Origin of the sequence: Marinobacter goseongensis, assembly GCF_023156235.1 — a bacterium.
In the GTDB taxonomy this organism is placed as follows: Bacteria; Pseudomonadota; Gammaproteobacteria; order Pseudomonadales; family Oleiphilaceae; genus Marinobacter; species Marinobacter goseongensis.
Genome location: NZ_JAKZAI010000001.1, coordinates 85805 through 111099, shown reverse-complemented (window position 1 = coordinate 111099; position 25295 = coordinate 85805). Strand labels below are relative to the sequence as shown.

The 25295-nt window shown below is 59.1% G+C and carries 24 protein-coding genes; 6 read left to right on the top strand and 18 right to left on the bottom strand.

Annotated features, from left to right (window positions below; genetic code table 11):
* Window positions 1-23 precede the first annotated feature (23 nt).
* Together ruvC and aspS are read right to left on the bottom strand one after the other, a co-directional pair.
* Window positions 24-548, bottom strand: coding sequence for a crossover junction endodeoxyribonuclease RuvC (gene ruvC, locus MLC70_RS00545; protein ID WP_248181017.1), 525 nt, complete (start codon window positions 546-548; stop codon window positions 24-26).
* 19 nt (window positions 549-567) lie between these two features.
* Entirely contained in the window at window positions 568-2394 is a 1827-nt protein-coding gene (gene aspS / locus MLC70_RS00540) for an aspartate--tRNA ligase (protein WP_248181016.1), read from the bottom strand.
* A 185-nt stretch (window positions 2395-2579) separates the two neighbouring features.
* Here aspS and fabR point away from each other — a divergent pair, with 185 nt between their 5' ends.
* A complete protein-coding gene (fabR, locus tag MLC70_RS00535) occupies window positions 2580-3209 on the top strand; it encodes an HTH-type transcriptional repressor FabR (RefSeq protein ID WP_248181015.1) in 630 nt (209 codons plus the stop codon).
* Window positions 3210-3353: 144 nt separating this feature from the next.
* Here fabR and MLC70_RS00530 read toward each other — a convergent pair whose 3' ends face one another.
* The 7 genes from MLC70_RS00530 to guaB all read right to left on the bottom strand — a co-directional run bounded on the left by MLC70_RS00530 (window position 3354) and on the right by guaB (window position 10524).
* Complete coding sequence (locus MLC70_RS00530) at window positions 3354-3860, bottom strand: hypothetical protein (protein ID WP_248181014.1); 507 nt, start codon at window positions 3858-3860, stop codon at window positions 3354-3356.
* 210 nt (window positions 3861-4070) lie between these two features.
* Window positions 4071-4496, bottom strand: a complete 426-nt coding sequence (locus MLC70_RS00525) for an HIT domain-containing protein (RefSeq protein ID WP_248181033.1) — start codon at window positions 4494-4496, stop codon at window positions 4071-4073.
* A 1-nt stretch (window position 4497) separates the two neighbouring features.
* Window positions 4498-5841 (bottom strand): UDP-glucose dehydrogenase family protein, encoded by a 1344-nt coding sequence (locus MLC70_RS00520; protein ID WP_248181013.1) that lies wholly within the window; start codon window positions 5839-5841, stop codon window positions 4498-4500.
* Window positions 5842-5882: 41 nt separating this feature from the next.
* Window positions 5883-6878, bottom strand: a complete 996-nt coding sequence (gene galE, locus MLC70_RS00515) for a UDP-glucose 4-epimerase GalE (protein ID WP_248181012.1) — start codon at window positions 6876-6878, stop codon at window positions 5883-5885.
* The gene (gene tadA, locus MLC70_RS00510) at window positions 6875-7399 is read right to left on the bottom strand and encodes a tRNA adenosine(34) deaminase TadA (protein ID WP_248181011.1); all 525 of its coding nucleotides are present in this window, start codon (window positions 7397-7399) and stop codon (window positions 6875-6877) included. Before tadA ends, galE begins: the two co-directional genes overlap by 4 nt.
* 18 nt (window positions 7400-7417) lie before the next feature.
* Complete coding sequence (gene guaA / locus MLC70_RS00505; RefSeq protein WP_248181010.1) at window positions 7418-8995, bottom strand: glutamine-hydrolyzing GMP synthase; 1578 nt, start codon at window positions 8993-8995, stop codon at window positions 7418-7420.
* A gap of 65 nt (window positions 8996-9060) precedes the next feature.
* On the bottom strand, window positions 9061-10524 hold the full coding sequence (gene guaB / locus MLC70_RS00500; protein ID WP_248181009.1) for an IMP dehydrogenase: 1464 nt from the start codon (window positions 10522-10524) through the stop codon (window positions 9061-9063).
* Window positions 10525-10738: 214 nt separating this feature from the next.
* On the opposite strand from guaB, the gene xseA reads away from it, so the two are divergent.
* The 3 genes from xseA (at window position 10739) to MLC70_RS00485 (ending at window position 14609) form a co-directional block, all read left to right on the top strand.
* Window positions 10739-12097 (top strand): exodeoxyribonuclease VII large subunit, encoded by a 1359-nt coding sequence (gene xseA / locus MLC70_RS00495; protein WP_248181008.1) that lies wholly within the window; start codon window positions 10739-10741, stop codon window positions 12095-12097.
* A 64-nt stretch (window positions 12098-12161) separates the two neighbouring features.
* The gene (locus MLC70_RS00490; RefSeq protein WP_282448201.1) at window positions 12162-14081 is read left to right on the top strand and encodes an acetate--CoA ligase; all 1920 of its coding nucleotides are present in this window, start codon (window positions 12162-12164) and stop codon (window positions 14079-14081) included.
* A gap of 318 nt (window positions 14082-14399) precedes the next feature.
* Window positions 14400-14609 carry a cold-shock protein gene (locus tag MLC70_RS00485; RefSeq protein WP_248181007.1) on the top strand — a complete coding sequence of 70 codons (210 nt, stop codon included), beginning with the start codon at window positions 14400-14402 and terminating at the stop codon, window positions 14607-14609.
* An 87-nt stretch (window positions 14610-14696) separates the two neighbouring features.
* Here MLC70_RS00485 and leuA read toward each other — a convergent pair whose 3' ends face one another.
* Window positions 14697-16385, bottom strand: coding sequence for a 2-isopropylmalate synthase (gene leuA / locus MLC70_RS00480; RefSeq protein WP_248181006.1), 1689 nt, complete (start codon window positions 16383-16385; stop codon window positions 14697-14699).
* A 147-nt stretch (window positions 16386-16532) separates the two neighbouring features.
* Here leuA and MLC70_RS00475 point away from each other — a divergent pair, with 147 nt between their 5' ends.
* A complete protein-coding gene (locus MLC70_RS00475; protein WP_248181005.1) occupies window positions 16533-17030 on the top strand; it encodes an Lrp/AsnC family transcriptional regulator in 498 nt (165 codons plus the stop codon).
* Window positions 17031-17043: 13 nt separating this feature from the next.
* Here the strand turns inward: MLC70_RS00475 and MLC70_RS00470 are convergent, their stop codons facing one another.
* The gene (locus tag MLC70_RS00470; RefSeq protein WP_248181004.1) at window positions 17044-17670 is read right to left on the bottom strand and encodes a TetR/AcrR family transcriptional regulator; all 627 of its coding nucleotides are present in this window, start codon (window positions 17668-17670) and stop codon (window positions 17044-17046) included.
* 145 nt (window positions 17671-17815) lie between these two features.
* On the opposite strand from MLC70_RS00470, the gene MLC70_RS00465 reads away from it, so the two are divergent.
* On the top strand, window positions 17816-19549 hold the full coding sequence (locus MLC70_RS00465) for a proline--tRNA ligase (RefSeq protein ID WP_248181003.1): 1734 nt from the start codon (window positions 17816-17818) through the stop codon (window positions 19547-19549).
* Window positions 19550-19571: 22 nt separating this feature from the next.
* Here the strand turns inward: MLC70_RS00465 and murB are convergent, their stop codons facing one another.
* Genes murB through MLC70_RS00430 form a run of 7 tightly spaced genes read right to left on the bottom strand, consistent with a single transcriptional unit; the run spans window position 19572 to window position 25295 of the window.
* On the bottom strand, window positions 19572-20618 hold the full coding sequence (gene murB, locus MLC70_RS00460; protein ID WP_248181002.1) for a UDP-N-acetylmuramate dehydrogenase: 1047 nt from the start codon (window positions 20616-20618) through the stop codon (window positions 19572-19574).
* Window positions 20615-21100: a low molecular weight protein-tyrosine-phosphatase gene (locus MLC70_RS00455; RefSeq protein WP_248181001.1), complete on the bottom strand. Its 486-nt coding sequence runs from the start codon at window positions 21098-21100 to the stop codon at window positions 20615-20617. The genes murB and MLC70_RS00455 overlap by 4 nt, the downstream gene beginning before the upstream one ends.
* On the bottom strand, window positions 21097-21879 hold the full coding sequence (kdsB, locus tag MLC70_RS00450; RefSeq protein ID WP_248181000.1) for a 3-deoxy-manno-octulosonate cytidylyltransferase: 783 nt from the start codon (window positions 21877-21879) through the stop codon (window positions 21097-21099). Before kdsB ends, MLC70_RS00455 begins: the two co-directional genes overlap by 4 nt.
* A gap of 12 nt (window positions 21880-21891) precedes the next feature.
* Window positions 21892-22080 carry a Trm112 family protein gene (locus MLC70_RS00445; protein WP_248180999.1) on the bottom strand — a complete coding sequence of 63 codons (189 nt, stop codon included), beginning with the start codon at window positions 22078-22080 and terminating at the stop codon, window positions 21892-21894.
* Window position 22081: 1 nt separating this feature from the next.
* Entirely contained in the window at window positions 22082-23101 is a 1020-nt protein-coding gene (lpxK, locus tag MLC70_RS00440) for a tetraacyldisaccharide 4'-kinase (RefSeq protein ID WP_248180998.1), read from the bottom strand.
* A complete protein-coding gene (gene msbA, locus MLC70_RS00435; protein WP_248180997.1) occupies window positions 23098-24873 on the bottom strand; it encodes a lipid A export permease/ATP-binding protein MsbA in 1776 nt (591 codons plus the stop codon). Before msbA ends, lpxK begins: the two co-directional genes overlap by 4 nt.
* Window positions 24870-25295 carry an ExbD/TolR family protein gene (locus tag MLC70_RS00430; RefSeq protein WP_248180996.1) on the bottom strand — a complete coding sequence of 142 codons (426 nt, stop codon included), beginning with the start codon at window positions 25293-25295 and terminating at the stop codon, window positions 24870-24872. Before MLC70_RS00430 ends, msbA begins: the two co-directional genes overlap by 4 nt.

Genomic DNA, 25295 nt, shown 5'->3' with positions numbered 1-25295 from the left:
CTCCTTTGGCGCGACAGCGCCGGTTATTGTTGTCGGACCCGACCGTTGCGAACTTTTCCGCCGGCGGAGAGCCGGGCCACGCTCTGGCTCATATGGGCATGACACAAGGCAATGGCGAGCGCGTCTGCGGCATCTGCCTGGGGTTTGCGGGAGAGAGAAAGAAGTGCCTGCACCATGTGCTGGACCTGAGACTTATCGGCGCCGCCCTTGCCTACCACGGCCTGCTTGACCTGGCGGGCAGAATACTCGTGCACCGGTAATCCGCTGTTGGCAGCGCTGACAATGGCAGCGCCCCTTGCTTGACCAAGCTTGAGTGCGGAGTCCGGATTGCGGGCCATGAAGACCTGCTCGATGGCAAATTCTTGCGGGCGGTATTCCCCGATCAATGTGGCAAGACCGTGAAAGATCGCTTGCAGGCGCTCCGCCATGGGCTTTTCACCCATGCGGATGCAACCGCTGTCGATGTACTCAATGTGGCGCCCTTCCGCCCGGATGATACCGTACCCGGTGATTCGGGACCCCGGATCTACGCCCAGAATGATCGCCACATCAGCTTCCTTGGTTGGACTAGCTTTCTGCCGGGTTGCTCCCGGCCTCGCTGGTGTCCGCCTTGTTACCTTCGATCACCTTGTTAACGGGCTTACGCAGACGGATGTGCAGCTCTCGCAGTTGCTTCTCGTCCACCTCACCAGGAGCCTGGGTCATCAGGCAAGTGGCACTCTGGGTTTTCGGGAAGGCAATTACGTCGCGGATGGACGTGGCGCCGGTCATCACCATCACCAGCCGATCCAGACCAAAGGCCAGACCACCGTGGGGTGGGCAACCAAACTTCAGGGCATCGAGCAGGAAACCAAACTTGGCGCGGGCTTCCTCCTCTCCAATACCGAGAATACGGAAAACCGCTTGCTGCATGTTCTCGTCGTGGATACGAATCGAACCACCGCCCAGTTCAGTGCCGTTAAGCACCATATCGTAGGCGCGGGACAACGCTGTAGCCGGGTTTTCACCCAACTCTTCCGCGGTGCAGGAAGGCGCAGTGAAGGGGTGGTGAATCGCGGTCAGGCCACCGTCAGAGGTTTCCTCGAACATTGGGAAATCCACTACCCACATCGGTGCCCACTCGGCGGTGAGCATGTTCAGATCGTGACCCACCTTGATCCGCAAGGCACCCAGGGCCTCGTTGACCACGCTGGTCTTGTCGGCACCAAAGAAGACAATGTCGCCGTCTTCCGCACCTACGCGCTCGATAATGGCCATGGCGACGTCGTCACCAAGGAACTTGATGATCGGTGACTGCAGGCCTTCGACGCCTTTGGCCACATCATTGACCTTGACATACGCCAGACCTTTGGCGCCATAGATGCCGACAAATTTGGTGTAGTCATCGATTTGCTTGCGGGACAGATCACCACCCTTGGGCACACGCAGGGCGGCCACACGGCCTTTAGGATCATTGGCCGGGCCGGCAAACACCTTGAAATCCACGCTTGCCACCAGATCGCCCACATCGAGCAGTTCCAGCGGAATCCGCAGGTCGGGCTTGTCACTTCCGTAGCGCTGCATGGCTTCGGCGTAAGGCATGCGGGGGAATTCCGGCAGGTCAACGTTCAGCACGTCCTTGAACAGAGAGCGAATCATACCCTCATTCAATGACATCAAAGATTCCTCATCAATGAACGACGCTTCGATATCTACCTGGGTAAACTCGGGCTGGCGGTCCGCACGCAGATCCTCATCCCGAAAACACTTGGCAATCTGATAGTAACGATCAACCCCGGACACCATCAGCAACTGCTTGAAAAGCTGAGGCGATTGCGGCAGCGCGAAAAACGAACCTTCATGGGTCCGGCTGGGCACCAGATAATCCCGTGCGCCCTCCGGCGTGGCCCGGGTCAGAATCGGGGTTTCCACATCCATAAAGCCATTGCAATCAAGGTAGTTACGGATATAGCTGGTGACACGAGAGCGGAATCGCAGGCGATTCAGCATTTCCGGACGACGCAGGTCTACGAAGCGGTACTTGAGGCGCACATCCTCACCCACATCGACGTGCTCATCCAGCGGGAACGGCGGAGTCGCGGCGGCATTAAGAATGCTCAGATCCTTGCCCAGCAACTCGACCTGGCCGGTGGGCATGTTGCTATTCTCAGTGCCGGCAGGCCGACGACGAACACGGCCAGTCACTTTCACAACGAACTCACTGCGAACCTTTTCCGCCAGGGCAAAGCTCTCAGGGGTGTCGGGGTCAACGACGACCTGGGACATACCATCCCGGTCCCGCAGGTCCAGAAAGATCACGCCACCGTGATCGCGACGACGATGGACCCAACCGCAAAGCGTTACTTCCTGATCAATGTGAGATTCGTTGATACCACCGCAATAATGACTGCGCATACCGGTTCCCGTTGTTTCAGATGTGTGCATAAATGTGTGCAAAATATGGATTTGGCGGACACTACTGGAAAAGCCGCCCATTATAAACACAATACGCGCGAAAATCAGGCTCCAATCACGGTGGGTGACGCCTTGAGGACGGACCGATAGAATGGTGCGTTATTACAGCAATCGGAGTCGTTGTTTTGTCGTCCCGTGCCGAGCAGAAACTGAAAACACGTCGCGCCCTCATGGACGCTGCCCTGGCCCAGCTCAGCGCTGACCGTGGGTTTGGCAGCCTGAGCCTGAGGGAAGTTGCGCGGGAGGCGGGCATCGCCCCGACTTCCTTTTACCGTCATTTCGCCGAGCTGGACGAGCTCGGACTGGCACTGGTGGACGAGGGGGGCGTCGCGCTACGTCAGTTAATGCGCCATGCCAGAAAGCGCATCGCAAGGGACGGCAGCGCAATCAGCACCTCCGTTGAAACCTTCATGGAGTACCTCGGCAATAATGCCAACCTCTTCCGCCTCATGTTGCGCGAGCGTACCGGGGTATCCAAGCCCTTCCGGACTGCCATCCGTGCTGAAATCGATCATTTCGTAACCGAGTTGGCAGACGATTTGCGTCGCTTCGCCGACGAGCAGAAACGACCACTGTCCGATGCCAGGGTGGTGGCAGAAGCCATGGTAACACTGGTTTTCAACCAGGGCGCCGAGGCGCTGGATGCCATTCCGAAAGAACGGGAAGAACTGAAAGTAAAAATCAAAACCGAATTGCGGATGATTCTGGTCGGCTCGCAAGCCCTCGCGGCTCATGGGAAAACACCAAAAATCTGAGCATGAGAGAAGGTTGCGAATTATTTGGAACCTTTGCGACTCAACAACCGTTTGATAGATGGGATAGAGACTATCCTATTGTTGAGTCATTGCCTCCAGACGGCAATTTACGCCCGCCATAAGGCGGGCTTTTTTGTGCGACAGTCAGATGGCAAATTTCGTTCTGCCGCCAAACTGGTAGTCCTTTGGCAACGACGCGGCCGTGGCGGCTGCGCGCTGCGCGTCAACCTGGTGTCGACGCAGATAGTTCTCGATCTTGATCACACGGGCGCGACAGGCCTCTTCGATGTCCGGGCAACCGGCGTATTCCAGCTTGACCCCTGCCCGCACACCGCTGTCCACTTCCTGCACATAGCGAATATTGCCCGGCACGAAGCTGATCGCGACGTCATCATTGAGGTCGCGGCCGTGGTGCTTGCGAGCCAGAGACACCCGAATGTTCTGCTCAGGCTCTAAGCAGTCTTCCGGAAGAATCAGCGCCACTCCGTCACGATCGAAGTCGAGCACCGCGCACTCGCTGATCAGCTCCGAGGTGGACTCCGAGTAAACCCTGGCCGAGAGCAAGCCAATGGCAAGGTGCCGGTAATTGATGATATCCGCCTCTTGTGGGGATTCCTGGGCAGGTGCGCTAACAAGGGAAAGATTCGCCATGGGTTCATTCTCTGTATTTATGTATTTTTTTGTGATCTGCGTCACAGTTTTTGTAAGTACACGAAGGTATACACCGCGGGTTCCGGAAAATACCTATATACAGAGTGCGAAGGGCGACTTTTGGCCCAAAGAGTCAGAATACCCATGCAGAACAGGCCACCAATACAAAAAACCTACGCTGCGTTCAAAGCGCGCGAGTGGCGTAACGGATCAGATAAGAGAGGAAATGACCGGATCGAGCTTCGAGCGCACCAATACCAGCTCCACGTCACTGTAGGGAACGGGCGCCTGCTTGCCCCACACCGGTGCTGGCCAGGCCGGATCACCGTCAAAGCGGACAGTATGGTGCAGGTGTAATTGCGGCACCATGTTGCCGAGCGCCGCCACATTGATCTTGTCACCGGAAAACAGTGCCATCATCTGGCGGCTCAGCGCCGAAGACTCCAGCAATAACCGTTGCTGCGCCTCGACATCGAGCTCATAGATTTCGCGGATCGCCGGTACCGCCGGCACCAGGATTACCCAGGGCCAGGTGCGATCGTTCATCAGCCGCACCTCGCACAGGCGGGTGTAACCAAGGCCGATGGTGTCCGCCGCAAGACGTGGGTGCAGCTGAAAGTCCCGGTGCTCGGTCATTTCAGTCAAACTGAAACTGGTTGCGGCCACGGCCGATGGCGTAGTAAATCAGGCCATGGCGTGCCAGCATGTCCGGCTCATACAGGTTGCGGCCGTCGAACACCACCGACTCCCGGAGTGCACTGGCAATCCCTCCGAAGTCCGGCGAGCGGAACTCTTTCCATTCGGTGCAGATGGCAAGCACGTCCGCCCCTTTCAGCGCCTGCTCTTTGGTCCCGCACAAACTGAGGCCGGACTGCTCAGCGTACAGTCGCTGGGTCTCTTCCATCGCTTCCGGATCAAACGCCTGAACCGATGCCCCGGCTTTCCAGAGATCCTCCATCAACGTGCGGGAAGACGCCTCACGCATGTCGTCGGTGTTGGGTTTGAAAGCAAGCCCCCACAGCGCCACCACCTTGCCCTGCAGATTTCCATTGAAATAGTGACTGATCTTGTCGTAGAGCACGTGCTTCTGGGCGTAGTTGACCGCCTCTACGGCATTCAACAGGCGCGCGTCGTAATCGCAGTCCCGTGCAGTGCGTGCCAGAGCCTGGACGTCTTTCGGGAAACAGGAGCCGCCGTAGCCACAGCCGGGGTAAATAAAATGATAGCCAATTCGCGGGTCTGACCCTATACCACGGCGCACCGCTTCGATGTCGGCTCCGAGGCGTTCAGCCAGATTGGCGATTTCATTCATGAAGCTGATCTTGGTAGCGAGCATGGAGTTGGCTGCGTACTTGGTCAGCTCCGCAGAACGGATATCCATGAAAATCATGCGGTCGTGGCTGCGATTGAAAGGATAATAGACCTCACGCAACATGTCCGCAGCCTTGTCGCTGTCGGTACCCACCACAATGCGGTCCGGCTTCATGAAGTCGTTAATCGCCGCCCCTTCCTTGAGAAATTCGGGGTTGGAAACCACGTCGAACTCCAACTCCAGGCCGCGACGGTCCAGCTCGGCACGCACGGCAGCCTTGACCTTGTCTCCGGTTCCCACGGGCACCGTGGACTTGTCCACCACCACCTTATAGCCGTCCATGTGCTCACCAATGGAGCGCGCAACGGCGGTAACGTATTGCAGATCTGCGGAGCCGTCCTCATCCGGCGGGGTGCCTACCGCGATGAACTGAAGTACACCATGTTGAACCGCTTGCGCGGTGTCAGTAGTGAATGAAAGCCGGCCGGCTTCCACCGTGTGCTTGACGATGCTGTCGAGTCCCGGCTCATAAATGGGTATGTGGCCGTTCTTCAGTTTGGCGATCTTGGCCTGGTCAACGTCCATGCATAATACGTCATGGCCCACATCCGCCAGGCAGGCGCCGGTGACCAGCCCAACGTATCCGGTACCAAAAATCGTAATCTTCATCCGTTCAATCCCGCGTGTGTAACGTTAAAAAATTAAAAGGGTCAGGCGTTGTCGCTGGCCCGACGGTGTTGCCAGAGTTTTTCCCAGGCGAGCGCAGTATCCACGATGGTGTCGAGATCATCGTAATCCGGTTGCCAGCCGAGCACCTCTTTGATACGCCCGTTGTCGGCCATCAGCGCCGCCGGATCCCCTGCCCGGCGCCCGACTTCCTCGACCGGGAAATCCACGCCGGAGAGGCGCTTGACCACGTCAATCACCTCGCGCACGGTAAACCCGCTGCCATAACCGCAATTGAGCACCTTCGATTCACCACCGCCGGCCATGTGATTCAGCGCCATCACATGTGCCTTGGCCAGATCCTCGACATGAATGTAGTCGCGGACACAGGTGCCATCACGGGTGTCGTAATCGGTTCCGAACACGCTCATACCGTCCCGTTGCCCGGTCGCGCATTCGCAAGCCACCTTGATCAGATGAGTGGCTTCCGGGGTCGCCTGGCCCAAGAGCCCATCCGGATTGGCCCCAGCCACATTAAAGTAACGCAAAATGACGTAATTCAGCGATGTGGCGGCCGCCAGATCCATGATCATGCGTTCGCTCATCATCTTCGAGGCGCCATAGGGGTTGATCGGCACCAATGGCATATCCTCGGTCAGCACGGTTTCATCCGGCATACCATAGACCGCAGCGGTCGACGAAAACACCATGTAAGGAACCTGGTGCTCCGCGATGGCCTTTAGCAAATTCAGGGTGTTACGAGTATTATTGCGATAGTACTTGAGCGGATTGGCCACCGACTCGGGAACTACAATGTTGGCGGCGAAGTGCAGAACCGCGTCGAAGCGGTAACGGGCGAACACGTCGGCTATGGCCGCCTCATCGGCCAGGTCGCCAACCACCAGCTCGCCGCAGGTCACGGCCCAGCGATAACCCGTCGACAGATTATCAAAAACCACAATGGAGTGCCCGGCAGCACCAAGCTGACGAACAACGTGACTGCCAATATAACCGGCGCCGCCGGTGACCAATACGTTCATGACTCGCTGCTACCCTTGACTGAATTTCGTTGCTGTAATTGCCTCTGGCGCCGGATTTCGGCACGCCGGCTGCTGAAAAATTCACTGAGGATGGCACTGCACCGTTGCTCAAGAACACCACCCTTACGCTCAACCTGCCAGTTAAAATGCGGCTCGTCCAGTGTTCGCCGGGCCGATTCCACGGCTCCGGCCTTGGGTTCCGCGGCACCGTAAACCAACCGGCTGATGCGGCTGTGCACAATCGCGCCAACACACATAGTGCAGGGCTCCAGAGTAACGTACAGGGTAGCGCCGGATAAGCGATAGTTCCCGACACGCCGGGCGGCATCCCGCAACGCACGGATTTCAGCATGAGCCGTTGGATCGCAGCCACTGATCGGAGCATTGAAGCCCGCCCCTGTTTCAACGCCATCCAGCACAACCACCGCACCGACCGGCACCTCGCCCCGAGCGGCCGCTTCAGCGGCGAGCGTCAGGGCGCGGGTCATCCAATGTTCGTCTTCATTGGAACGATCGGTCATGGGTGATTCAGCCGGCGCTTATTCCCACTCAATGGTGGCGGGAGGCTTGGAGGACACGTCGTAGGTAACCCGCGATACACCGGTAATTTCGTTGATGATCCGGTTTGAAACCGTTTCCAGCAGATCGTAAGGCAGGTGGGCCCAACGGGCGGTCATGAAATCGATGGTCTCAACCGCGCGCAATGCAATCACATACTCGTAACGGCGGGCATCCCCCACCACACCGACGGATTTGACCGGAAGAAACACGGCGAAGGCCTGACTGGTCTTGTGGTAGAAATCCGCACGGTGCAGCTCCTCGAGGAAGATGGCGTCGGCACTGCGGAGGATTTCCGCATACTCTTTCTTGACCTCACCGAGAATGCGCACACCCAGGCCCGGCCCCGGGAACGGATGGCGATACACCATATCGTAAGGCAGGCCCAGTTCGAGGCCGATACGGCGGACTTCATCCTTGAACAATTCCCGCAATGGCTCGACCAGCTTCATCTTCATGGTCTCAGGAAGACCACCCACGTTATGGTGAGACTTGATCACATGGGCCTTGCCGGTTTTGGAGGCCGCTGATTCAATCACGTCCGGGTAGATGGTGCCCTGCGCCAGCCAGTTGACGTCGCGGATACTGGCAGCCTCTTCATCGAACACGTCAATAAAGGTGTTGCCGATGATCTTGCGCTTCTTTTCCGGATCCGCCTCACCCTTCAGCTTGGACAGAAACAGATCTTCCGCGTCGACACGGATGACCTTTACGCCCATGTTGCTGGCGAACATGTCCATCACCTGATCACCCTCGTGCAGGCGCAGCAGGCCATTGTCCACGAACACACAGGTCAGCTGATCGCCAATCGCCTTGTGCAGCAATGCCGCGGTCACCGACGAGTCCACGCCGCCAGACAACCCCAGCAGAACCTTGTCGCTACCCACCTGCTCACGAATCTGCTGAACGGCATCATCCACGATCTTGGCTGGAGTCCACAGTGCCTCACAGCCACTGATGTCCAGCACGAAATGCTCCAGAATGCGCTTGCCCTGCAGGGTGTGGGTCACCTCCGGATGGAACTGGACCCCATACAGGTGCCGCTGACGATCCTGCATGGCAGCGATGGGCGCGCTCTCGGTGGACGCCAGGAGCTCGAACCCTTCGGGCAGCACCACAACCTTGTCGCCATGGCTCATCCACACATCGAGCAACGAATCGCCTGTTGCCGTCAGGTGGTCAGTGATGCCCTGCAGCAGAGGGCCGGCCGCGCGAATCTTGACCTGGGCATAGCCGAACTCCCGCTTCTCCGAGCTGGCAACCCGACCGCCAAGTTGCTCTGCCATGGTTTGCATGCCATAGCAGATGCCAAGCACCGGGATACCCCGATCAAACAGCCCCTCTGGCGCCCGGGGACCACCGAGCTGGGTTACGGATTCCGGACCGCCAGCAAGGATAATGCCTTTGGGATTGAACGCTTCGAGCTCTTCATCGGTGATGTCAAAGGCCCTGATCTCACAATAGACCCCGATTTCACGAACGCGGCGCGCGATCAACTGGGTGTACTGGGAGCCAAAATCGAGAATCAGAATGCGGTGGTCGTGAATGTTCTGGGCCATGGAGTCCTCGGATCAGAAATAATAAGCGCGGCTCAGACCCTGAGCCGCGCCCGGAACGGCAGTACTTAACCGATACGGTAGTTGGGTGCTTCCTTGGTGATGGTCACGTCGTGCACGTGACTCTCACGCATACCCGCGTTGGTAATGCGGGCAAATTGCGGTTTGGTGCGCATCTCTTCCATAGTGGCACTGCCGGTGTAGCCCATGGAGGCTCTCAGTCCACCCATCAGCTGATGCACGATATTGCGCATCGGGCCCTTGCAGGCGACACGGCCTTCGATACCTTCGGGAACCAACTTTTCAATGCCCTTACTGGCATCCTGGAAATAGCGGTCACTGGAGCCCTGCCCCATGGCACCAATAGACCCCATACCACGGTACGCCTTGTAACTGCGCCCCTGGAACAGCTCGACCTCACCCGGTGCCTCATCGGTACCCGCCAGCAGGCTGCCAATCATCACGCTGTGAGCGCCAGCGGCGATGGCTTTGGCAATGTCCCCGGAGAAACGCACACCGCCATCCGCAATCACCGGCACGCCACGATCTTTAAGGGCCGCCGCAACATTAGACACGGCGGAAATCTGTGGTACACCAATACCGGCCACGATACGGGTGGTGCAAATGGAGCCCGGACCAATACCCACTTTGACCGCATCAGCTCCGGCCTCGGCCAGCGCAATCGCCGCGTCGGCCGTGGCGATGTTACCACCGATCACCTGAACCTCCGGGAAGCTTTCCTTCACCCAGCGCACGCGATCAATAACACCTCTGGAGTGGCCATGGGCGGTGTCCACAACGATCACATCAACACCCGCTTCCGCCAGCGCCGCAATACGAGCTTCAGTATCGCCACCCGTGCTGACCGCTGCGCCGACGCGGAGGCGGCCCTGCTCATCCTTACAAGCCAGTGGGTAATCCTTGGCTTTCTGGATATCTTTAACGGTAATCAGCCCCTTTAGCTCGAACTCTTCATTCACCACCAGCACCTTCTCGATGCGGTGGCGATGCAGCAATTCTTTGACGTCATCCAGGCTAGCGCCTTCCCGAACCGTCACCAGCTTGTCCTTCGGGGTCATGATGTCAGAGACCGGCGTGTCCATGCGGCTCTCGAACCGAATGTCACGGCCGGTCACAATACCGACCAGATCGCGCCCGTCTACCACCGGCAGGCCGGAGATGTTGTTGGCCATGGTGATATCCACCAGCTCTCGCACCGTGGTGCCAGGGGTGACAGTGATGGGATCTTTCACCACACCACTCTCGAATTTCTTGACCTTGCGAACCGCCGCCGCCTGTTGCTCGACGCTCATGTTTTTATGCATGATTCCGATGCCGCCTTCCTGTGCCATGGCGATAGCCAGCTCCGCCTCTGTCACGGTGTCCATGGCTGATGAAAGCAGCGGAACGTTGAGGGTAATGCCCTTGGTCAGTTGGGTTTGCAGACTGACCTGGTGAGGAAGAACTTCCGAGTATCCTGGGATCAGCAGAACATCGTCGAATGTGAGGGCTTCTTCGGCAATTCGCAGCATTGGGATCCGCCTTTTGATCGTGCTAAGTTGGGAATTCACATGCCGTACCCGGCGTGGCCTGGCAGTGCGAGAACCTTAATCGATCTATTATAAATGGGCGTGGGTTTACAGTAAACCGCAGCGGTTTTAAGGTTCAATTGCATCTTTTTGAAATTCCGCTATTTTTGCTCTTCACTTTTCGGCTATTGCGTATGTTTAACCCGGGAGTCAGACGTTGAACACCCCTTTTCAGGATTCACGCCCACGGGCACTGAGCGTCAGTGAACTGAACCATCAGGCAAAACACCTGCTGGAAACCAGCTTTATGCAAGTGTGGGTCGAGGGGGAGATGTCCGGTTTTTCCCGCCCGTCATCCGGGCACTGGTATTTTTCCCTGAAGGACCGCAAGTGCCAGGTACGCTGCGCCATGTTCAAGGGGTTCAACCAACGCATCCGCGAAATCCCCAGGGACGGTGACCAGATTCGCATCCGTGGCAAGGTCACCCTGTACGAGAATCGCGGCGATTTCCAGATCATTGTCGAGCATCTCGAGCCGGCAGGCCTGGGCGCCCTGCAACAGGCTTTCGAGGAACTCAAACGCAAGCTTGCCGAGGAGGGCCTGTTTGAGGTTAGCCGCAAGAAACCGCTGCCAACCGCACCGCGGCACATTGGCGTAGTCACCTCCCCCACCGGGGCTGCCATTCACGATATTCTGACCGTACTGGCAAGACGATGCCCCGCCATACCGGTAACGCTCTACCCCACCGCCGTCCAGGGCAAGCCCGCCACGGCGGACATCGTTCGCGCCATTGAACAGGCCCAGGCTCACGGCGTCGCTGACGTGCTGATTATTGGTCGCGGAGGCGGATCGCTGGAGGACCTGTGGTGCTTCAACGAGGAGGCCGTTGCCCGCGCCATCGCCGATTGCCGCATCCCGACCGTCAGTGCCGTTGGTCACGAGGTGGATGTGACGATTGCGGATTTGGTTGCCGACCTGCGCGCACCCACGCCCTCGGCCGCTGCCGAGAAAGTGTCGCCGGACCAGCGGGAATGGGTCAGGCAGGTGGACGAAAAGTACAGCCGCCTCACCCATGGCGTCCGCCGGGCGCTGCAACGAATGCAAACCCAGACCGGCCATCTGGCGGCGCGGCTGCGTGATCCAAGACGACAACTGATGGACAGGGCCCAGCGCCTGGATGAGCTGGATGTCCGGCTTGGCCAGGCCCTCCAGCAGGCGCTGCAGCAACGCATGGTGCGTGCCGGACACCTGGTCCAACGCCTCCGCACCCAATCCCCGCGCCGCCAACTGGACCACCATCACGACTTGCTCGCCCGCTTGCAGGACAAACTACAGACCGGGATTCGTCGGCGCCTTGACCGGCACCATGACCGGCTCAGCCACACCGGCCAGACCCTGCAGTTGGTCAGCCCGCTGGCGACCCTGGGACGTGGATACGCCATAGCCCGCCGCCAAAGCGATGGCCTGATACTCCGTGATGCAGCCGACGTCAGCCCGGGAGACGCCATCAACACCCGTCTCGGCAGAGGTGTTATCACCGCCACCGTGATCTCGGTCAATTCAGCGGATGAATAATCCGCCTGCAGGCGTTGACTAAGCCTATGGTCTAGTAGTCCTTCCCCTCAAAGTGCCTACAGTTATGGGCAGCACTGGAAAACAACAACAGGAACACGAGGTGGATGGCATGGATTACAACTCCGAGTTCAGGCGATCGATCGACAGACCGGACGAGTTCTGGCGAGAGCAAGCTGCGAACATTGACTGGATCAAGTCACCGAAAACCATCTGGCAGGCCACAGATAATGGCCACGGTGTCTGGTTTCCGGACGGGGAACTCAACACCAGCGACGTCGCGCTGGATGCCAATATTCGTGCCGGCCGCGGCGATCAGGCGGCATTGATCTACGACTCACCGGTCACCAACACCACCCGCACCTACACCTACACCGAACTCACCCGGCAAGTCGCCCTTTTTGCCGGGGTCCTCAAGGGTCGCGGTATCTCAAAGGGCGACCGGGTGATCATCTACATGCCCATGGTGCCGGAAGCGGTGATCGCCATGCTGGGTTGCGCCCGAATAGGCGCTATTCACTCGGTAGTGTTCGGCGGATTTGCCGCCCACGAGCTGGCGGTGCGTATTGACGACGCGAAGCCCAAGGCAGTCATTACCGCCTCCTGCGGAATTGAAGTCGCCCGAGTTATCGAATACAAGCCGTTGGTCGACAAAGCCATCGAACAGGCCAGCCATAAACCCGAGTTCTGTATTCTCTACCAGCGCCCGCAAGTGAAAGCATCGATGCAGGACGGACGCGATTTCGACTGGCAGGATCTGATGGCCAGCGCCAGCCCCACCGACCCGGTGCCGGTCAGGTCTACCGATCCGCTGTACGTTCTGTATACGTCCGGCACCACCGGAAAACCCAAGGGTGTGGTGCGGGACAACGGCGGTCATGCCGTCGCGCTTCGCTACAGCATGCAACTGGTCTATGACGCCAAACCCGGCGATGTGTATTGGGCCGCCTCCGATGTCGGCTGGGTCGTCGGCCACAGCTACATTGTGTACGCGCCGCTGTTTGCCGGCTGCACCACCATTCTCTACGAGGGCAAGCCGGTCAAAACCCCGGATGCGGGCGCGTTCTGGCGGGTAGTTCAGGACCACGGGGTCAACATGCTGTTTACCGCACCGACAGCCTTCCGCGCCGTGCGCAAAGAAGATCCCGAGGCGGATCAGCTCACACGTTACGACATCAGCTCGCTGAAACGACTGTTCCTGGCCGGCGAACGGCTTGATCCGGCCACCTATGAGTGGCTCAAGGAGCAGACCGGCCTGCCCGTGCTCGACCACTGGTGGCAAACCGAGACCGGCTGGGCTATTTGCTGCAACCCGGTTGGCATCGAGATGATGGCCACCCGACCCGGCTCCGCCACAGTGCCCTCTCCCGGCTTCAACGTTCAGGTTGTGGACCTGGAGGGCAGCCAGGTACCGGCCGGGGAGCAGGGCCAGATTGCCGTCAAACTGCCCTTGCCACCCGGCTGCATGACAACCGTCTGGGGCGACGACGAGCGCTTCCGCAAAACCTACCTCGACCCGATCAAGGGGTTTTACACCTCCGGCGACGGCGGGTTCATTGACGACGATGGCTATGTGTTTGTTATGGGGCGCACTGACGACGTCATTAACGTCGCCGGACATCGCCTGTCTACCGGAGAGATGGAGGAAGTCGTGGCCTCTCACCCGGCAGTGGCAGAGTGCTGTGTGGTGGGTGCCCGGGATGAAATGAAAGGGCAGATTCCGGTCGGTCTGGTGCTGATCAAGGACAGCGCCACCATCGATCACGATGAGCTCGAGGAAGAGCTGGTCGAGATGGTGCGTGAAAAAATCGGCGCTATCGCGTGTTTCCGGCGTGCCATGGTGGTTGAGCGCTTGCCTAAAACACGCTCCGGCAAGATCCTGCGCCGCATCATCCGCCAGATTGCCGATGGCGAGGACTACAAGGTGCCCAGCACCATCGATGACCCGGCCATTCTGGAGGATATCAGCAAACAGTTCGGACGCTAACGGAGCCAACCACAAAACCGGTTAGCCTTGCGGTTAAAATGCCAGGCTACCCGGTGACATTTTTATGACAAGCCGTTGTTTTTGAAGCTTAAAAAACCAACAACAAAGTCATTAAAAAAGCGTTGACGCCCCCGAAACTCGGTCTATACTGAAATTGCTGTGAAAATACAGCGTTATTTGGTGAAAGTGCTCCAACGTCCTGCCGCAGTGCTCTTCGTTGCTCCTTCCTCAGTACGCTTGGATTTCTCAGCACCGGTTAATCCCAGGGAAAACCGAAGGTCCCGTGAGGGCAAAATCTCAGGAATACAGGAAAGATCAATGTCTGATACTAAAACCGGCTCCGTCAAGTGGTTCAACGAATCCAAAGGCTTTGGCTTCATCGCTCAGGATGGTGGCAGTGACGTATTCGTCCACTACAGTGCAATCAACTCCAGCGGTTTCCGTACACTGACCGAAGGTCAGCAGGTACAGTTTACCGTTACGCAGGGTCCGAAAGGTCCCCAGGCGGAAAACGTTACCCCGGTCTGAGGTAACGCTCCCGCTTTTGCCCCTCACGGGCAACAGCTCACAAAAAAGCCGGCTTGCGCCGGCTTTTTTGTGCCTGGCTGATCTGAATCAGGCTTCGCCGGCTTCCACCGCCGGCTGCGCAACCGGCGCTGTTGCGACCTGGGCAACCGCCGAGAAAAGCGCCTGCAAGGTTGCCGACGTGGTGTCCTCAGCCAGAGCAGCCGCGCTGCAATGGACTCCATCAACGGTCAGGCGGATACAGGCCAACGCATTGGCTTTAGTGCCCTCACCCAGGGCAAATTCATCGTAGGCCTCGACAGCAATCCGCACGCCACAGGAGGCCTCCAGCGCGGCCGATACCGCCTCAACCGCGCCAAGCCCCAGGCCTTCAAGGCGCACCGGATGCTCATCGCTACCCAGACTGACAGAGGCCTTCACGCCATTGTCGTCGCGATGCAAATCATAGGACTTCAGCGCCCAGGGGGCGTGCACCTTCAGATAGCGATCCTCGAACAGGCGGTGAATAGTCAGGGAGTCGATTTCCCCGCCGTTGATCTCGGCCTCACCCTGAACCACCTTGCTGAATTCGATCTGCAGCCAGCGCGGCAGGCTGATGTTGTAGTCGCGCTCCAGCACATAGGCGACACCGCCTTTCCCGGACTGGCTGTTGATACGCACCACTTCCTCATAACGGCGCCCCAGATCCCGCGGGTCAATCGGCAAATAGGCCACGTTCCACAGGTCACCGTCCTGGCGCCGGGCCAGACATTTACGGATGGCGTCCTGGTGACTGCCTGAAAAGGCCGTGAAGACCAGCTCACCGGCGTAGGGATGGCGGGGATGAGTCGAGATTTCGGTACAGGCTTCCACAACCTCGGTAACCTCCGCCATGCCGGAAAGGTCCAGAGTCGGATCGACACCCTGGGAATACAAGTTCATGGCCATGGTGACCAGGTCCATGTTTCCGGTGCGTTCGCCGTTACCCATCAGGGTGCCCTCCACCCGGTCGGCGCCCGCCATGACCGCAAGCTCGGCAGCGGCCACCGCGCACCCACGATCGTTATGGGTGTGCACACTGATACGGAAATGCTCGCGGTAGCGGACCCGATCACAAATCCATTCGATCTGATCGGCGAATACGTTCGGCGTCGCCATTTCCACCGTTGCCGGCAGGTTTATCACCACCGGCTGCCCCTGGTCCGGGCGCCAGACGTCATTGACCGCGTCAATCACTTCAGCGGCAAAATCCAGTTCCGTGCCGGTGAAGCTCTCCGGTGAATACTGAAACGTCCATCGGGTTTCCGGATGCCTGGCGGCAATATCACGCACCAGTTCAGCGCCTTTCACGGCAATGTCACGGATACCGGCGCGATCAAGCCCGAACACCTGCTCGCGCTGGACGGTGGACGTCGAGTTGTATACATGAACAATGGCTTGCCGCGCACCCTGCAACGCCTCGTAGGTGCGCTCGATGAGCTCCGCTCGCGCCTGGGTCAGCACCTGAATGGTGACGTCCTCGGGAATCCGGTTTTCCTCGATCAGCTTTCGACAGAAATCGAAATCCGGCTGGCTGGCAGCGGGAAATCCAATCTCGATTTCCTTGAAGCCGAGCTTCACCAGCAAATCGAACAGACGTTGCTTCTGGGCAACGGACATGGGTTTCACCAACGCCTGATTGCCATCCCTGAGGTCAACAGCGCACCAGTCGGGCGCTTTGTCGATGATCTGATCAGGCCAACGGCGATTCTTCTTGGCGACGGGTTTGAATGCAACGTATTTGCGGTGATCGAATGCCATGTCAGTCCGGTCCTTGCGAATTGCGGAAGTCTGTCAACGTATGAACCACAGGATAACGCTGACTCCGGGACAAATGATTGCTATTTTTCTGTTTTGCCCTACCATTTAGGCAGTTTTTACCCCATACAACAACGGTAAAGCAATTTTATGCCAAATAATAACGCAGCACTTGTGAGAATCGACAAAACCGATCGGAGAATCCTCGAGGAATTGCAGACCGACGGCGCCCTCACCAATCAGGAACTGGCAGACAAGGTCGGCCTGTCGCCCTCCCCCTGCCTGCGTCGGGTTCGCGCTCTGGAGGAGGCCGGCGTCATTATCCGCAAAGTCACCATCCTCGATCACAAGAAGCTGGGACTATCCCTGACCGCCATCATTCTGATCGGGATGGACCGGCACACACCCGAGCGATTTTCCGCGTTCGAGGAGCAGGTGGCGGAATACCCGGAGGTGCAGGAGTGCTATTTGATCACGGGGCAAGATGCAGACTACATGCTGAAGGTCGTGGTGCCGGATATGGACCACTACCATCACTTTCTGCTCAATCGCATCACCCGGATCCAGGGCGTGAGTGGTGTCCACTCCAGTTTTGTGCTGCGTCGAGTGATTGATAATACCGCGTTGCCGCTTGGGTACCTGTCATGACGCCTGTGGAGTTTCAGACCACCAGCGACTGCACATACGCTGTCATCATACTCTTGAGCTCACGGACCAGGTTCTTTGCCTGATCTTCCGGAAGGGTCACGGCCAGCCTCAGGATGCTGCCGGCGGTGCGGGGCAGCATCAGACTGGCCGTCCAGCGTTTATCCTTATCCAAGTGCGGAAACTCGACCGCCAGGCGGGCGTCCAGGTCCCGGGCGTGGCTGTACAGCTCTCTCAGATCCAGATGCCGCAGCTCGGGCATGGCTTCCACTCCGCTCCAGATCGCCGAGTAGGCCGGTTCCGTGCGATAGAATTCGTAGAACAGATCGATCAACACATCCACCGCATCGGCAAGACTGGTCTCACCGAGGCGGTCACGCAGGGCCGACTCCACTTTCTCGACGTGGCGCTCCGCTATCGCTTTTACAATCGCTGTCTTGTTCGGGAAGTAACGATAAAGGGAGGCCAACGACATATCAGACTGACGCGCGATGGCCGACATGCTGGTGGCATCGACTCCGACGTCGTGGAAAATAGCGGTGGCATGCTGGAGAATGGTTTCCACCCGCTCACGGCTGCGAGCCTGAACCGGCCTCCGTCGCGGCGTGACATTCAGCGCTGAATCTGTGTTCTCTGAGCTCATAAGCCAGCTACACCCACTCGATCTGTACCTTGTGTGACAGGCTCCGTACAATAACCACCAATGTACGATAAATAAAGGGCCGGGCGCGCCAATCGCAGCCTAGCCACTAGCCTAAGAACCTTGACAACCTCATACGGAAGACACAATGCGAGCAAGCCGTTTCCTGATTGCCACCCTGAAAGAAACACCCGCCGATGCGGAGGTCATCAGCCATCAGCTGATGCTTCGGTCAGGGATGATTCGCAAGCTTGCCTCAGGGCTCTATACCTGGCTGCCCATGGGGCTGCGAACCCTTCGCAAGGTTGAGCGGATCGTACGGCAGGAAATGGACAAGAGCGGTGCCCAGGAGCTGCTGATGCCAGCGGTCCAGCCCGCCGAACTGTGGCAGGAATCCGGGCGCTGGGAACAGTACGGTGGCGAACTGTTGCGAATGAACGACCGCCATGGTCGCGAATTCTGCTTCGGACCGACCCACGAGGAGGTGATCACCGATCTCATCCGCAATGAGCTGAAAAGCTACAAAGAGCTGCCAGCCAACTTTTACCAGATCCAGACCAAATTCCGCGACGAACGTCGTCCCCGCTTTGGCGTCATGCGCGCCCGTGAATTTCTGATGAAGGATGCCTACTCCTTCCACGTCAACGCGGAGTCGTTAAACGACACCTATCAAACCATGCATCAAACCTATTGCGCCATTTTCGATCGGGTCGGCCTTGATTACCGGCCGGTTCAGGCGGACTCCGGGGCGATTGGCGGCAACGCTTCCCACGAATTCCATGTACTGGCCTCGTCCGGCGAGGACGACATTGTGTTCAGCACCGATAGTGACTACGCCGCTAACATAGAAAAAGCGGAAGCGGTGGCTCCGGCGGGCGAGCGACCCAGACCCTCCGAGGAACTGAAGGAAATTGCCACACCGGATCAGCGCACCATTGATGCCATTGCGCAATTCCTCGACATCGATGCGGCACGCACCGTCAAAACCCTGCTGGTCAAGGGCGAGGCCGACGACGATGGCAAGGCGGGGCTGGTCGCCCTGATCCTGCGTGGCGATCACACCCTCAACGACATCAAGGCCGAAAAGCTGGCCGGCATCGCCGAGCCGCTGACCATGGCAAGCGATGACGAAATCGAACAGGCCATCGGCTGCAAGCCCGGCTCCATTGGTCCGGTCAAACTGCCGGTGCCGGTGATCGTCGATCGCTCAGCGGCCCATCTGGCGGATTTTGTCTGCGGTGCCAACCGGGACGGTTACCACCTGACCGGCGTGAATTGGGGCCGCGATGCCGCCGCAGATCGGATCGAGGATCTCCGCAATGTGGTCGAGGGTGACCCGAGCCCGGACGGCAAAGGTAGCCTGGAAATTCGCCGCGGCATTGAGGTAGGCCATATCTTCAAGCTGGGTAACAAGTACAGCACCGCCATGAACGCCACGGTGCTGGATGAAAACGGCAAGAGCGTGATTCTGGAGATGGGCTGCTACGGCATCGGTGTGTCGCGCATCGTGGCCGCGGCGATTGAGCAGAACCACGACGACAAAGGCATTATCTGGCCTGACGCCATTGCCCCGTTCGAAGTAGCCATCGTTACCCTGAATGCCCACAAATCCCCGGACGTGGCGGCAGCCGGTGAGCGGCTGTACGATCAACTGCGCCAGGCCGGGTTCGACGTGCTGCTGGACGACCGTAACGAGCGCCCGGGCGTGAAATTTGCGGATATGGAACTGATCGGCATTCCCCACCGCTTCGTGGTGTCCGACCGTGGCCTGGCCGCGGGCACGCTGGAATACAAGGGTCGTCAGGATGCGGACAAACAGGACGTGGCGGTCGATGAGTTCCTGCCGTTCTTGCTGAAAGCCTCACCCCGCAACGGGCTCTAGGTCGGGTCTGCGGTACCGGGGCTCAAGCCCCGGATGCCTTCCGGGCCGGGATCACTCCCGGCTCACGCTCCAGCTGGACGCCGAAGCGCGCGTCCACGTCCCTCTGAATACGGTCTGCCAGTGCCAGCACGTCGGCACCACTTCCTCCGGAATGATTGATCAGCACCAGAGCCTGGCGGTTGTGAACACCCACCCGCTCATCCCGAAACCCTTTCCAGCCACACTGGTCGATCAGCCAGGCCGCCGCAAGTTTTGCTGTTTCGCGCCCGGGATAACCCGGCATGTCCGGGTTATCGGCTTTCAGAGCTTCCCACTGGGCCAGCGAAACCACCGGGTTCTTGAAAAAGCTGCCGGCATTGGGCATCTGTTGCGGGTCGGGCAGCTTGCGACGGCGAACCGCCATCACTGCCTGCGCAACGTCCAGCGGGGTAAGCTCGTCCGTCTTCTGCGCCTTAAAGTAGTCCCGTAAATCGGCATAGCCCAGCGCCAGCGGCTGCGAGCGGTTCAAACGCAGACGCAGCTCCACGATCACGTAGCGGCCTGGCTGATGCTTGAACAGGCTGTCTCTGTAAGCAAAGTCGCAGTCCTCGTTGGCCAGAACCTGCCAGTCTCCGGTGTCGCGGTCCAGTACCGTAACACTGACCAGTGAATCCCGCAGTTCCACTCCGTAGGCGCCAATGTTCTGTACCGGCGCCGCACCCGCCGTGCCGGGAATCAGCGCAAGGTTCTCGATACCACGGTAGCCGGCCGCCGCTGCGTACAGCACTGCATCGTGCCAGTTTTCCCCCGCCCCGAGGGCCAACACGGCGGAGTCACCCTCCACCTGCTCCCAACGGCGGCCGGTGAGGGCCATGTGCAGCACCAATCCGTCAAAGTCGCCCGCAAACACCATATTGCTGCCACCACCCAGGATCAGCGTTTCCAGCCCCTCCCGGTCAGCGAACGCAAGGAGAGCCGCCAACTGGTCATCGGAATTCACATCCGCGTACCAGCGTGCACTGGCATCAATGGCAAGGCTGTTGAGGGTTCGCAGGCTGACGTTTTCACGGATTTCAGCAGGCTTGTTCACGCCAGGCGCTCCCGGATTCGGGCCAGCAGCCCCTCGCTGGCCTCTGCGATGAGATCCAGCACCGCCTCGAAACCGTCGTCACCGCCGTAGTAGGGGTCCGGCACCTCATCGTTGGGGCTGCTTCCATACGCCAGGAAAAGTTCCGGTTCAGTGCCTCCGACCTGTCGCCATACGTCACGGACGTCCGCCAGGTTCTGCCGATCCATCACCAGAACCACATCGAACTGGGCCAGGTCGGCGGCTCGGAATTGCCGCGCCCGCAACCCGGAGATATCTATACCGCGCTGCCGCGCTTTCGCCACCGCGCGCTTATCAGGGGCCTTGCCCACATGCCAACCTCCAGTGCCGCAGGAGTCAATCTGGATATCGGACTCAAGTCCCGCGCGGGCGACAACCTCACGGAAAACACCCTCCGCACTGGGCGAGCGGCAGATATTGCCAAGGCAGACGAACAACACGTTGATCGGTTTGCGTGCACTCACGGCTGGCTCGCCTCCATCCACTGTCGCAGTCGTTGCAGGTCGGCCTCGGTATCAACACCAGCCGGGGGGCGTTCCAGGGCTTCTTCAACGTGAATATGAGCACCGTTGTAGAGGGCACGCAGCTGTTCCAGCGATTCCGTCACCTCAGTAGGCGCAGGTGACCAGCCAACAAAATCCGTCAGTAAACGCACGCGATAGCCATATATCCCGATATGACGGAAATAGCTCACGCCGGCAGGTAAAGGTGCCTCTCCGGACGGCCAATGATCCTGGCCCCAGCTATCACGGGCCCAGGGGATGGGCGCCCGGCTGAAATAGTGCGCCATGCCCTGATGATCCGCGACCACCTTGACCACATTGGGATTGAACACACTGGCCAGATCCGTAATCTTTTCACACAGGGTCGCGATGGCAGCGTGGGGAAAACGCTCAAGATTATCGGCCACCTGGTTGATCAGTGCGGGAGGGATCAGGGGCTCATCGCCCTGAACGTTGACAACCCGGTCGTCAGCTTTGAAACCGAGCGTGCGGGCAACCTCTTCCAGCCGGTCGGTGCCACTGGCGTGATCGGGCGAGGTCATCACCACTTCCGCACCGAAGGCCCGGCAAACGGATTCGATGCGTTCATCATCGGTCGCAATAACCACACGGCTGGCGGCACTCTCACCTGCGCGCTCATAGACATGGCGGATCATCGGTTTGCCGGCAATGTCGGCCAGCGGCTTGCCCGGCAGGCGGGTAGACGCGTAGCGGGCGGGAATCACCACGGTAAAGGACATGACACTCCCCTATCAGCGTTTATCGAGGCGTTCATCCGTTGACAGCGTACGCGCTTCCGTCGCCAGCATGACCGGGATGCCCTCACGGATGGGGAACGCCATCGCGTCCTGGTAGCAAATCAACTCGGTTTTTTCCTGATTTAGTTTCAGGTCACCCTTGCACACAGGACAGGCCAGCATGGCCACCAGCTTTTTATCCATATCAGGTTCTCTCGGTTTCGTGATGATGTAGCAGCGAGGCGCATTCCCGCACGCGATCCAGGAATGCCACCGTAAATTCTTCCGGCAGAGTTGCAGTGACCGACAACACCCAGGCGTTATCACCTGCAATGTCCCGGCATTTGACCGCATCCTTGGCGGTCATGACCAGCCGCCGGGTGCTTCCGGTGTCCAGGTCCGAGGCCTGGAATCTGTGATGATCGGCAAATGCCCGCCCGGACACCTGCGCACCCAGCGCTTCCAGTGTAGCGAAAAAACGCCCGGGATTACCGATGCCCGCCACCGCCTGCACCGGCTCCCCGCGCAAGCTGTCCAGTGGCGCAGCCTTGCCGGTCTTCAGGTGTCGAAGCCCGGTCGGCTCCAGCACCATGGTGAATTGCCGGGGGTGCTCCAGATCGTCCAGCCACCCCCCGTTGGTCACCACAAAGTCCACACCGGACAAACGCTCCAGTGGCTCCCTGAGCGGGCCCACCGGAATGCCTGCGCCGTTGCCCAGGCCGCGCGCGCCGTCGAACACGGCCAGCTCGATATCTCTGGGCAAGGCGTAATGCTGTAGCCCGTCATCACAGATCAATACGTCGCCCAGCTGTTGTTTCAGCGCCCACAGTGCCCCGCGTTTGCGCTGCGGATCCACCACTACCGGGCAGCCGGTTTCCAGACGCAACATGACCGGCTCGTCTCCGGCCTGTTCGGTGGAGGTGCTTTCATCAACACTCAGGGGGTAGGCATCGGAACGACCGCCGTAGCCGCGGCTCAGGATCACCGGCCGCCAGCCCTGCTCCCGCAGCAGCGAGACCAGTCGCGCCGTCAACGGGGATTTGCCGGTTCCCCCTGCGGTGAGGTTGCCAACCACGATCACCGGCACCGGAAGCGCTGCATCTTTCTCGCGCCAGGCCTTGCGGCGGCGACTTTCAGCTACCATCCGATAGAGCCAGGCCAGCGGATACAGCAGCCACAGCGGCCGCCCGGTGCCATACCAAAGGCGGTCAATCAGTGTGGTCATGCGTGCTCGCTGAACTGCAGCTGATGCAACTGCGCGTAGGCACCGCCGGTGGCCAGCAGTTCATCGTGACGACCGGACTCGATGATCCGACCAGCCTCCATGACCAGAATACGGTCGGCTTTCTCGATGGTCGACAATCGATGGGCAATGACCAGGGTGGTTCGCCCCTGCATCACGGTTTCAAGCGCCTCCTGGATGTGGCGCTCCGACTCCGTGTCCAGTGCCGACGTGGCTTCGTCAAGAATCAGAATCGGTGCGTTCTTGAGCAACGCTCGTGCAATAGCCAGTCGCTGGCGCTGGCCGCCAGAGAGCATCACGCCGTTATCACCGATCATGGTGTCGAGCCCTTCCGGCATGCGATCAATGAACTCCAGCGCATGGGCTTTTGCCGCCGCCTCGCGGATTTCCTCGCGCGTACAATGGCGCAAGGCACCGTAGGCGATGTTGGCTGCAATGGTGTCGTTGAACAACACCACGTTCTGGGTCACCAGGGCAATCTGGGTCCGCAGCGCCCGCAAACCGAAGTCCTTCAGCGAATGCCCGTCGATGCGAATATCGCCCCCGGTATATTCATAAAATCGGGGCAGCAGGCTGACCATGGTGGACTTTCCGCTGCCGGAGCGACCAACGAGGGCAACGCTCTGCCCGGCGGGGATGTCCAGTGAGATCGACTGCAGGACGTTATCCAGCTGATCACGGTAGCGGAACGAGACGTCGGCAAAAGTAATATCGCCATTGACCCGCTCCGGGCGATAGGTGCCGTTATCGTGTTCGGGCTCTTCGTCCATAGTACTGAACACATCGTGGGCGGCAGCAACCCCCTTCTGAATCTTGGCGTGCACTGAGGTCACCTGACGAATCGGCTTGGCCATGGTGGTTGCCGCCGTGATGAAGGCGATCAGCTGGCCGGTGCTCATCTCACCACGAATCTCGGGTGCCAGCATGGTCCACACCAGTGCCGCGATGGCCACAGCCACCAGCACCTGAATCACCGGAATGCTGATGGCCTGGGTAGACGCCATTTTCAGGCTTTGTTTCAGGTTCTTTTCACTGACATCACGGAATCGCTCGCGCTCGTAGTCCTCGCCACCGAAGGTGCGAACCACCCGGTAACCGGAGATGGATTCCGAGGCCACGTGGGTGATGTCCCCCATGGATCCCTGAATACGTTTGCTGATCTTGCGAAAACGCTTGCTGGCATAACTGACCACGAGGCCGATGAGGGGACCCACGGCCACAAACACCAGCGTCAGTTTCCAGTTGGTGTAGAGCATGAACCCCAGCAAGCCCAGGATGGTCAGGCCTTCCCGCAGCGTGATGGTCACGGCGTTGGTGGTGGCCTCGGCAACCTGTTCCACGTTGAAGGTCAGCTTGGACACCAGACGCCCGGATGCGTTGTCATCGAAATAGCGCGACGGCAGGCTCAGTAAACGATCAAACACCTGATTTCTCAGGGCATTGATCACCTGCCGCCCGACGTAGCTGATGAAGTACTGGCTTAGAAACGTGCCCACGCCACGGAACGCGAAAACCCCGACAATGAGCAGGGTCAACAGGATCCGGTTCTCCTCGGTGGGGTTTTCAATGGCGAGAATCACGTACTCCATGGCGGCAGCCATACCTGTGGACGCAGCGGCATAGATTACGTTGCCCAGCACCGCCAGTGAAAACGCCAGCCAGAATGGCTTTACGTAGGCGAGCAGGCGTTTGTAGGTGGCCCAGTTGGAGGTCGAGGGCGCCTCGGTGTCGGTGCCCGGTACAGATTCACTCACTGGCCGTCAGCCTCCCGCTCGGTGGTGATGCTCAGTTTGGCAAAGCCCAATCGGCCAGCCACATCCATCGCGCGCACCACAAACTCGTGGGGCGTTCTGGCGTCGGCAGTGATCACGTAAGGCAGGGAGTTGTCACCGTCCGCGAGCTCACTGACCGCTCGCTCAAGGGTTTCGCGACGGTTGTTCACGAGAGTGCGTTGATTGAGGATGTACTGCCCCTCGGCGTTGATCACCACATCAATTTCCCGCACCTCGGTTTCGGCGCGGGCCTCAGCGCTGGCCTGCGGCAACTCGACCTGCAGGTGACTCTCGCGGGTAAAGGTGGTGGACACCATGAAGAAGATTAACAGCAGGAACACCACATCGATCAGTGGCGTCAGGTCAACTCCGACTTCCTGGCTTCTCTGGCGCTTGAACTTCAC

What these genes read in the sequence shown, in the direction of transcription:
- lpxK (WP_248180998.1), bottom strand. Translation starts at nt 23,101, where the DNA reads ATGACCACACTGATTGACCGCCTTTGGTATGGCACCGGGCGGCCGCTG.
- MLC70_RS00475 (WP_248181005.1), top strand. Translation starts at nt 16,533, where the DNA reads ATGCCAAATAATAACGCAGCACTTGTGAGAATCGACAAAACCGATCGG.
- MLC70_RS00490 (WP_282448201.1), top strand. Translation starts at nt 12,162, where the DNA reads ATGGGCAGCACTGGAAAACAACAACAGGAACACGAGGTGGATGGCATG.
- kdsB (WP_248181000.1), bottom strand. Translation starts at nt 21,879, where the DNA reads ATGTCCTTTACCGTGGTGATTCCCGCCCGCTACGCGTCTACCCGCCTG.
- MLC70_RS00525 (WP_248181033.1), bottom strand. Translation starts at nt 4,496, where the DNA reads ATGACCGAGCACCGGGACTTTCAGCTGCACCCACGTCTTGCGGCGGAC.
- MLC70_RS00470 (WP_248181004.1), bottom strand. Translation starts at nt 17,670, where the DNA reads ATGAGCTCAGAGAACACAGATTCAGCGCTGAATGTCACGCCGCGACGG.
- MLC70_RS00485 (WP_248181007.1), top strand. Translation starts at nt 14,400, where the DNA reads ATGTCTGATACTAAAACCGGCTCCGTCAAGTGGTTCAACGAATCCAAA.
- tadA (WP_248181011.1), bottom strand. Translation starts at nt 7,399, where the DNA reads ATGACCGATCGTTCCAATGAAGACGAACATTGGATGACCCGCGCCCTG.
- guaB (WP_248181009.1), bottom strand. Translation starts at nt 10,524, where the DNA reads ATGCTGCGAATTGCCGAAGAAGCCCTCACATTCGACGATGTTCTGCTG.
- MLC70_RS00445 (WP_248180999.1), bottom strand. Translation starts at nt 22,080, where the DNA reads ATGGATAAAAAGCTGGTGGCCATGCTGGCCTGTCCTGTGTGCAAGGGT.
- galE (WP_248181012.1), bottom strand. Translation starts at nt 6,878, where the DNA reads ATGAACGTATTGGTCACCGGCGGCGCCGGTTATATTGGCAGTCACGTT.
- MLC70_RS00530 (WP_248181014.1), bottom strand. Translation starts at nt 3,860, where the DNA reads ATGGCGAATCTTTCCCTTGTTAGCGCACCTGCCCAGGAATCCCCACAA.
- MLC70_RS00520 (WP_248181013.1), bottom strand. Translation starts at nt 5,841, where the DNA reads ATGAAGATTACGATTTTTGGTACCGGATACGTTGGGCTGGTCACCGGC.
- guaA (WP_248181010.1), bottom strand. Translation starts at nt 8,995, where the DNA reads ATGGCCCAGAACATTCACGACCACCGCATTCTGATTCTCGATTTTGGC.
- MLC70_RS00465 (WP_248181003.1), top strand. Translation starts at nt 17,816, where the DNA reads ATGCGAGCAAGCCGTTTCCTGATTGCCACCCTGAAAGAAACACCCGCC.
- leuA (WP_248181006.1), bottom strand. Translation starts at nt 16,385, where the DNA reads ATGGCATTCGATCACCGCAAATACGTTGCATTCAAACCCGTCGCCAAG.
- aspS (WP_248181016.1), bottom strand. Translation starts at nt 2,394, where the DNA reads ATGCGCAGTCATTATTGCGGTGGTATCAACGAATCTCACATTGATCAG.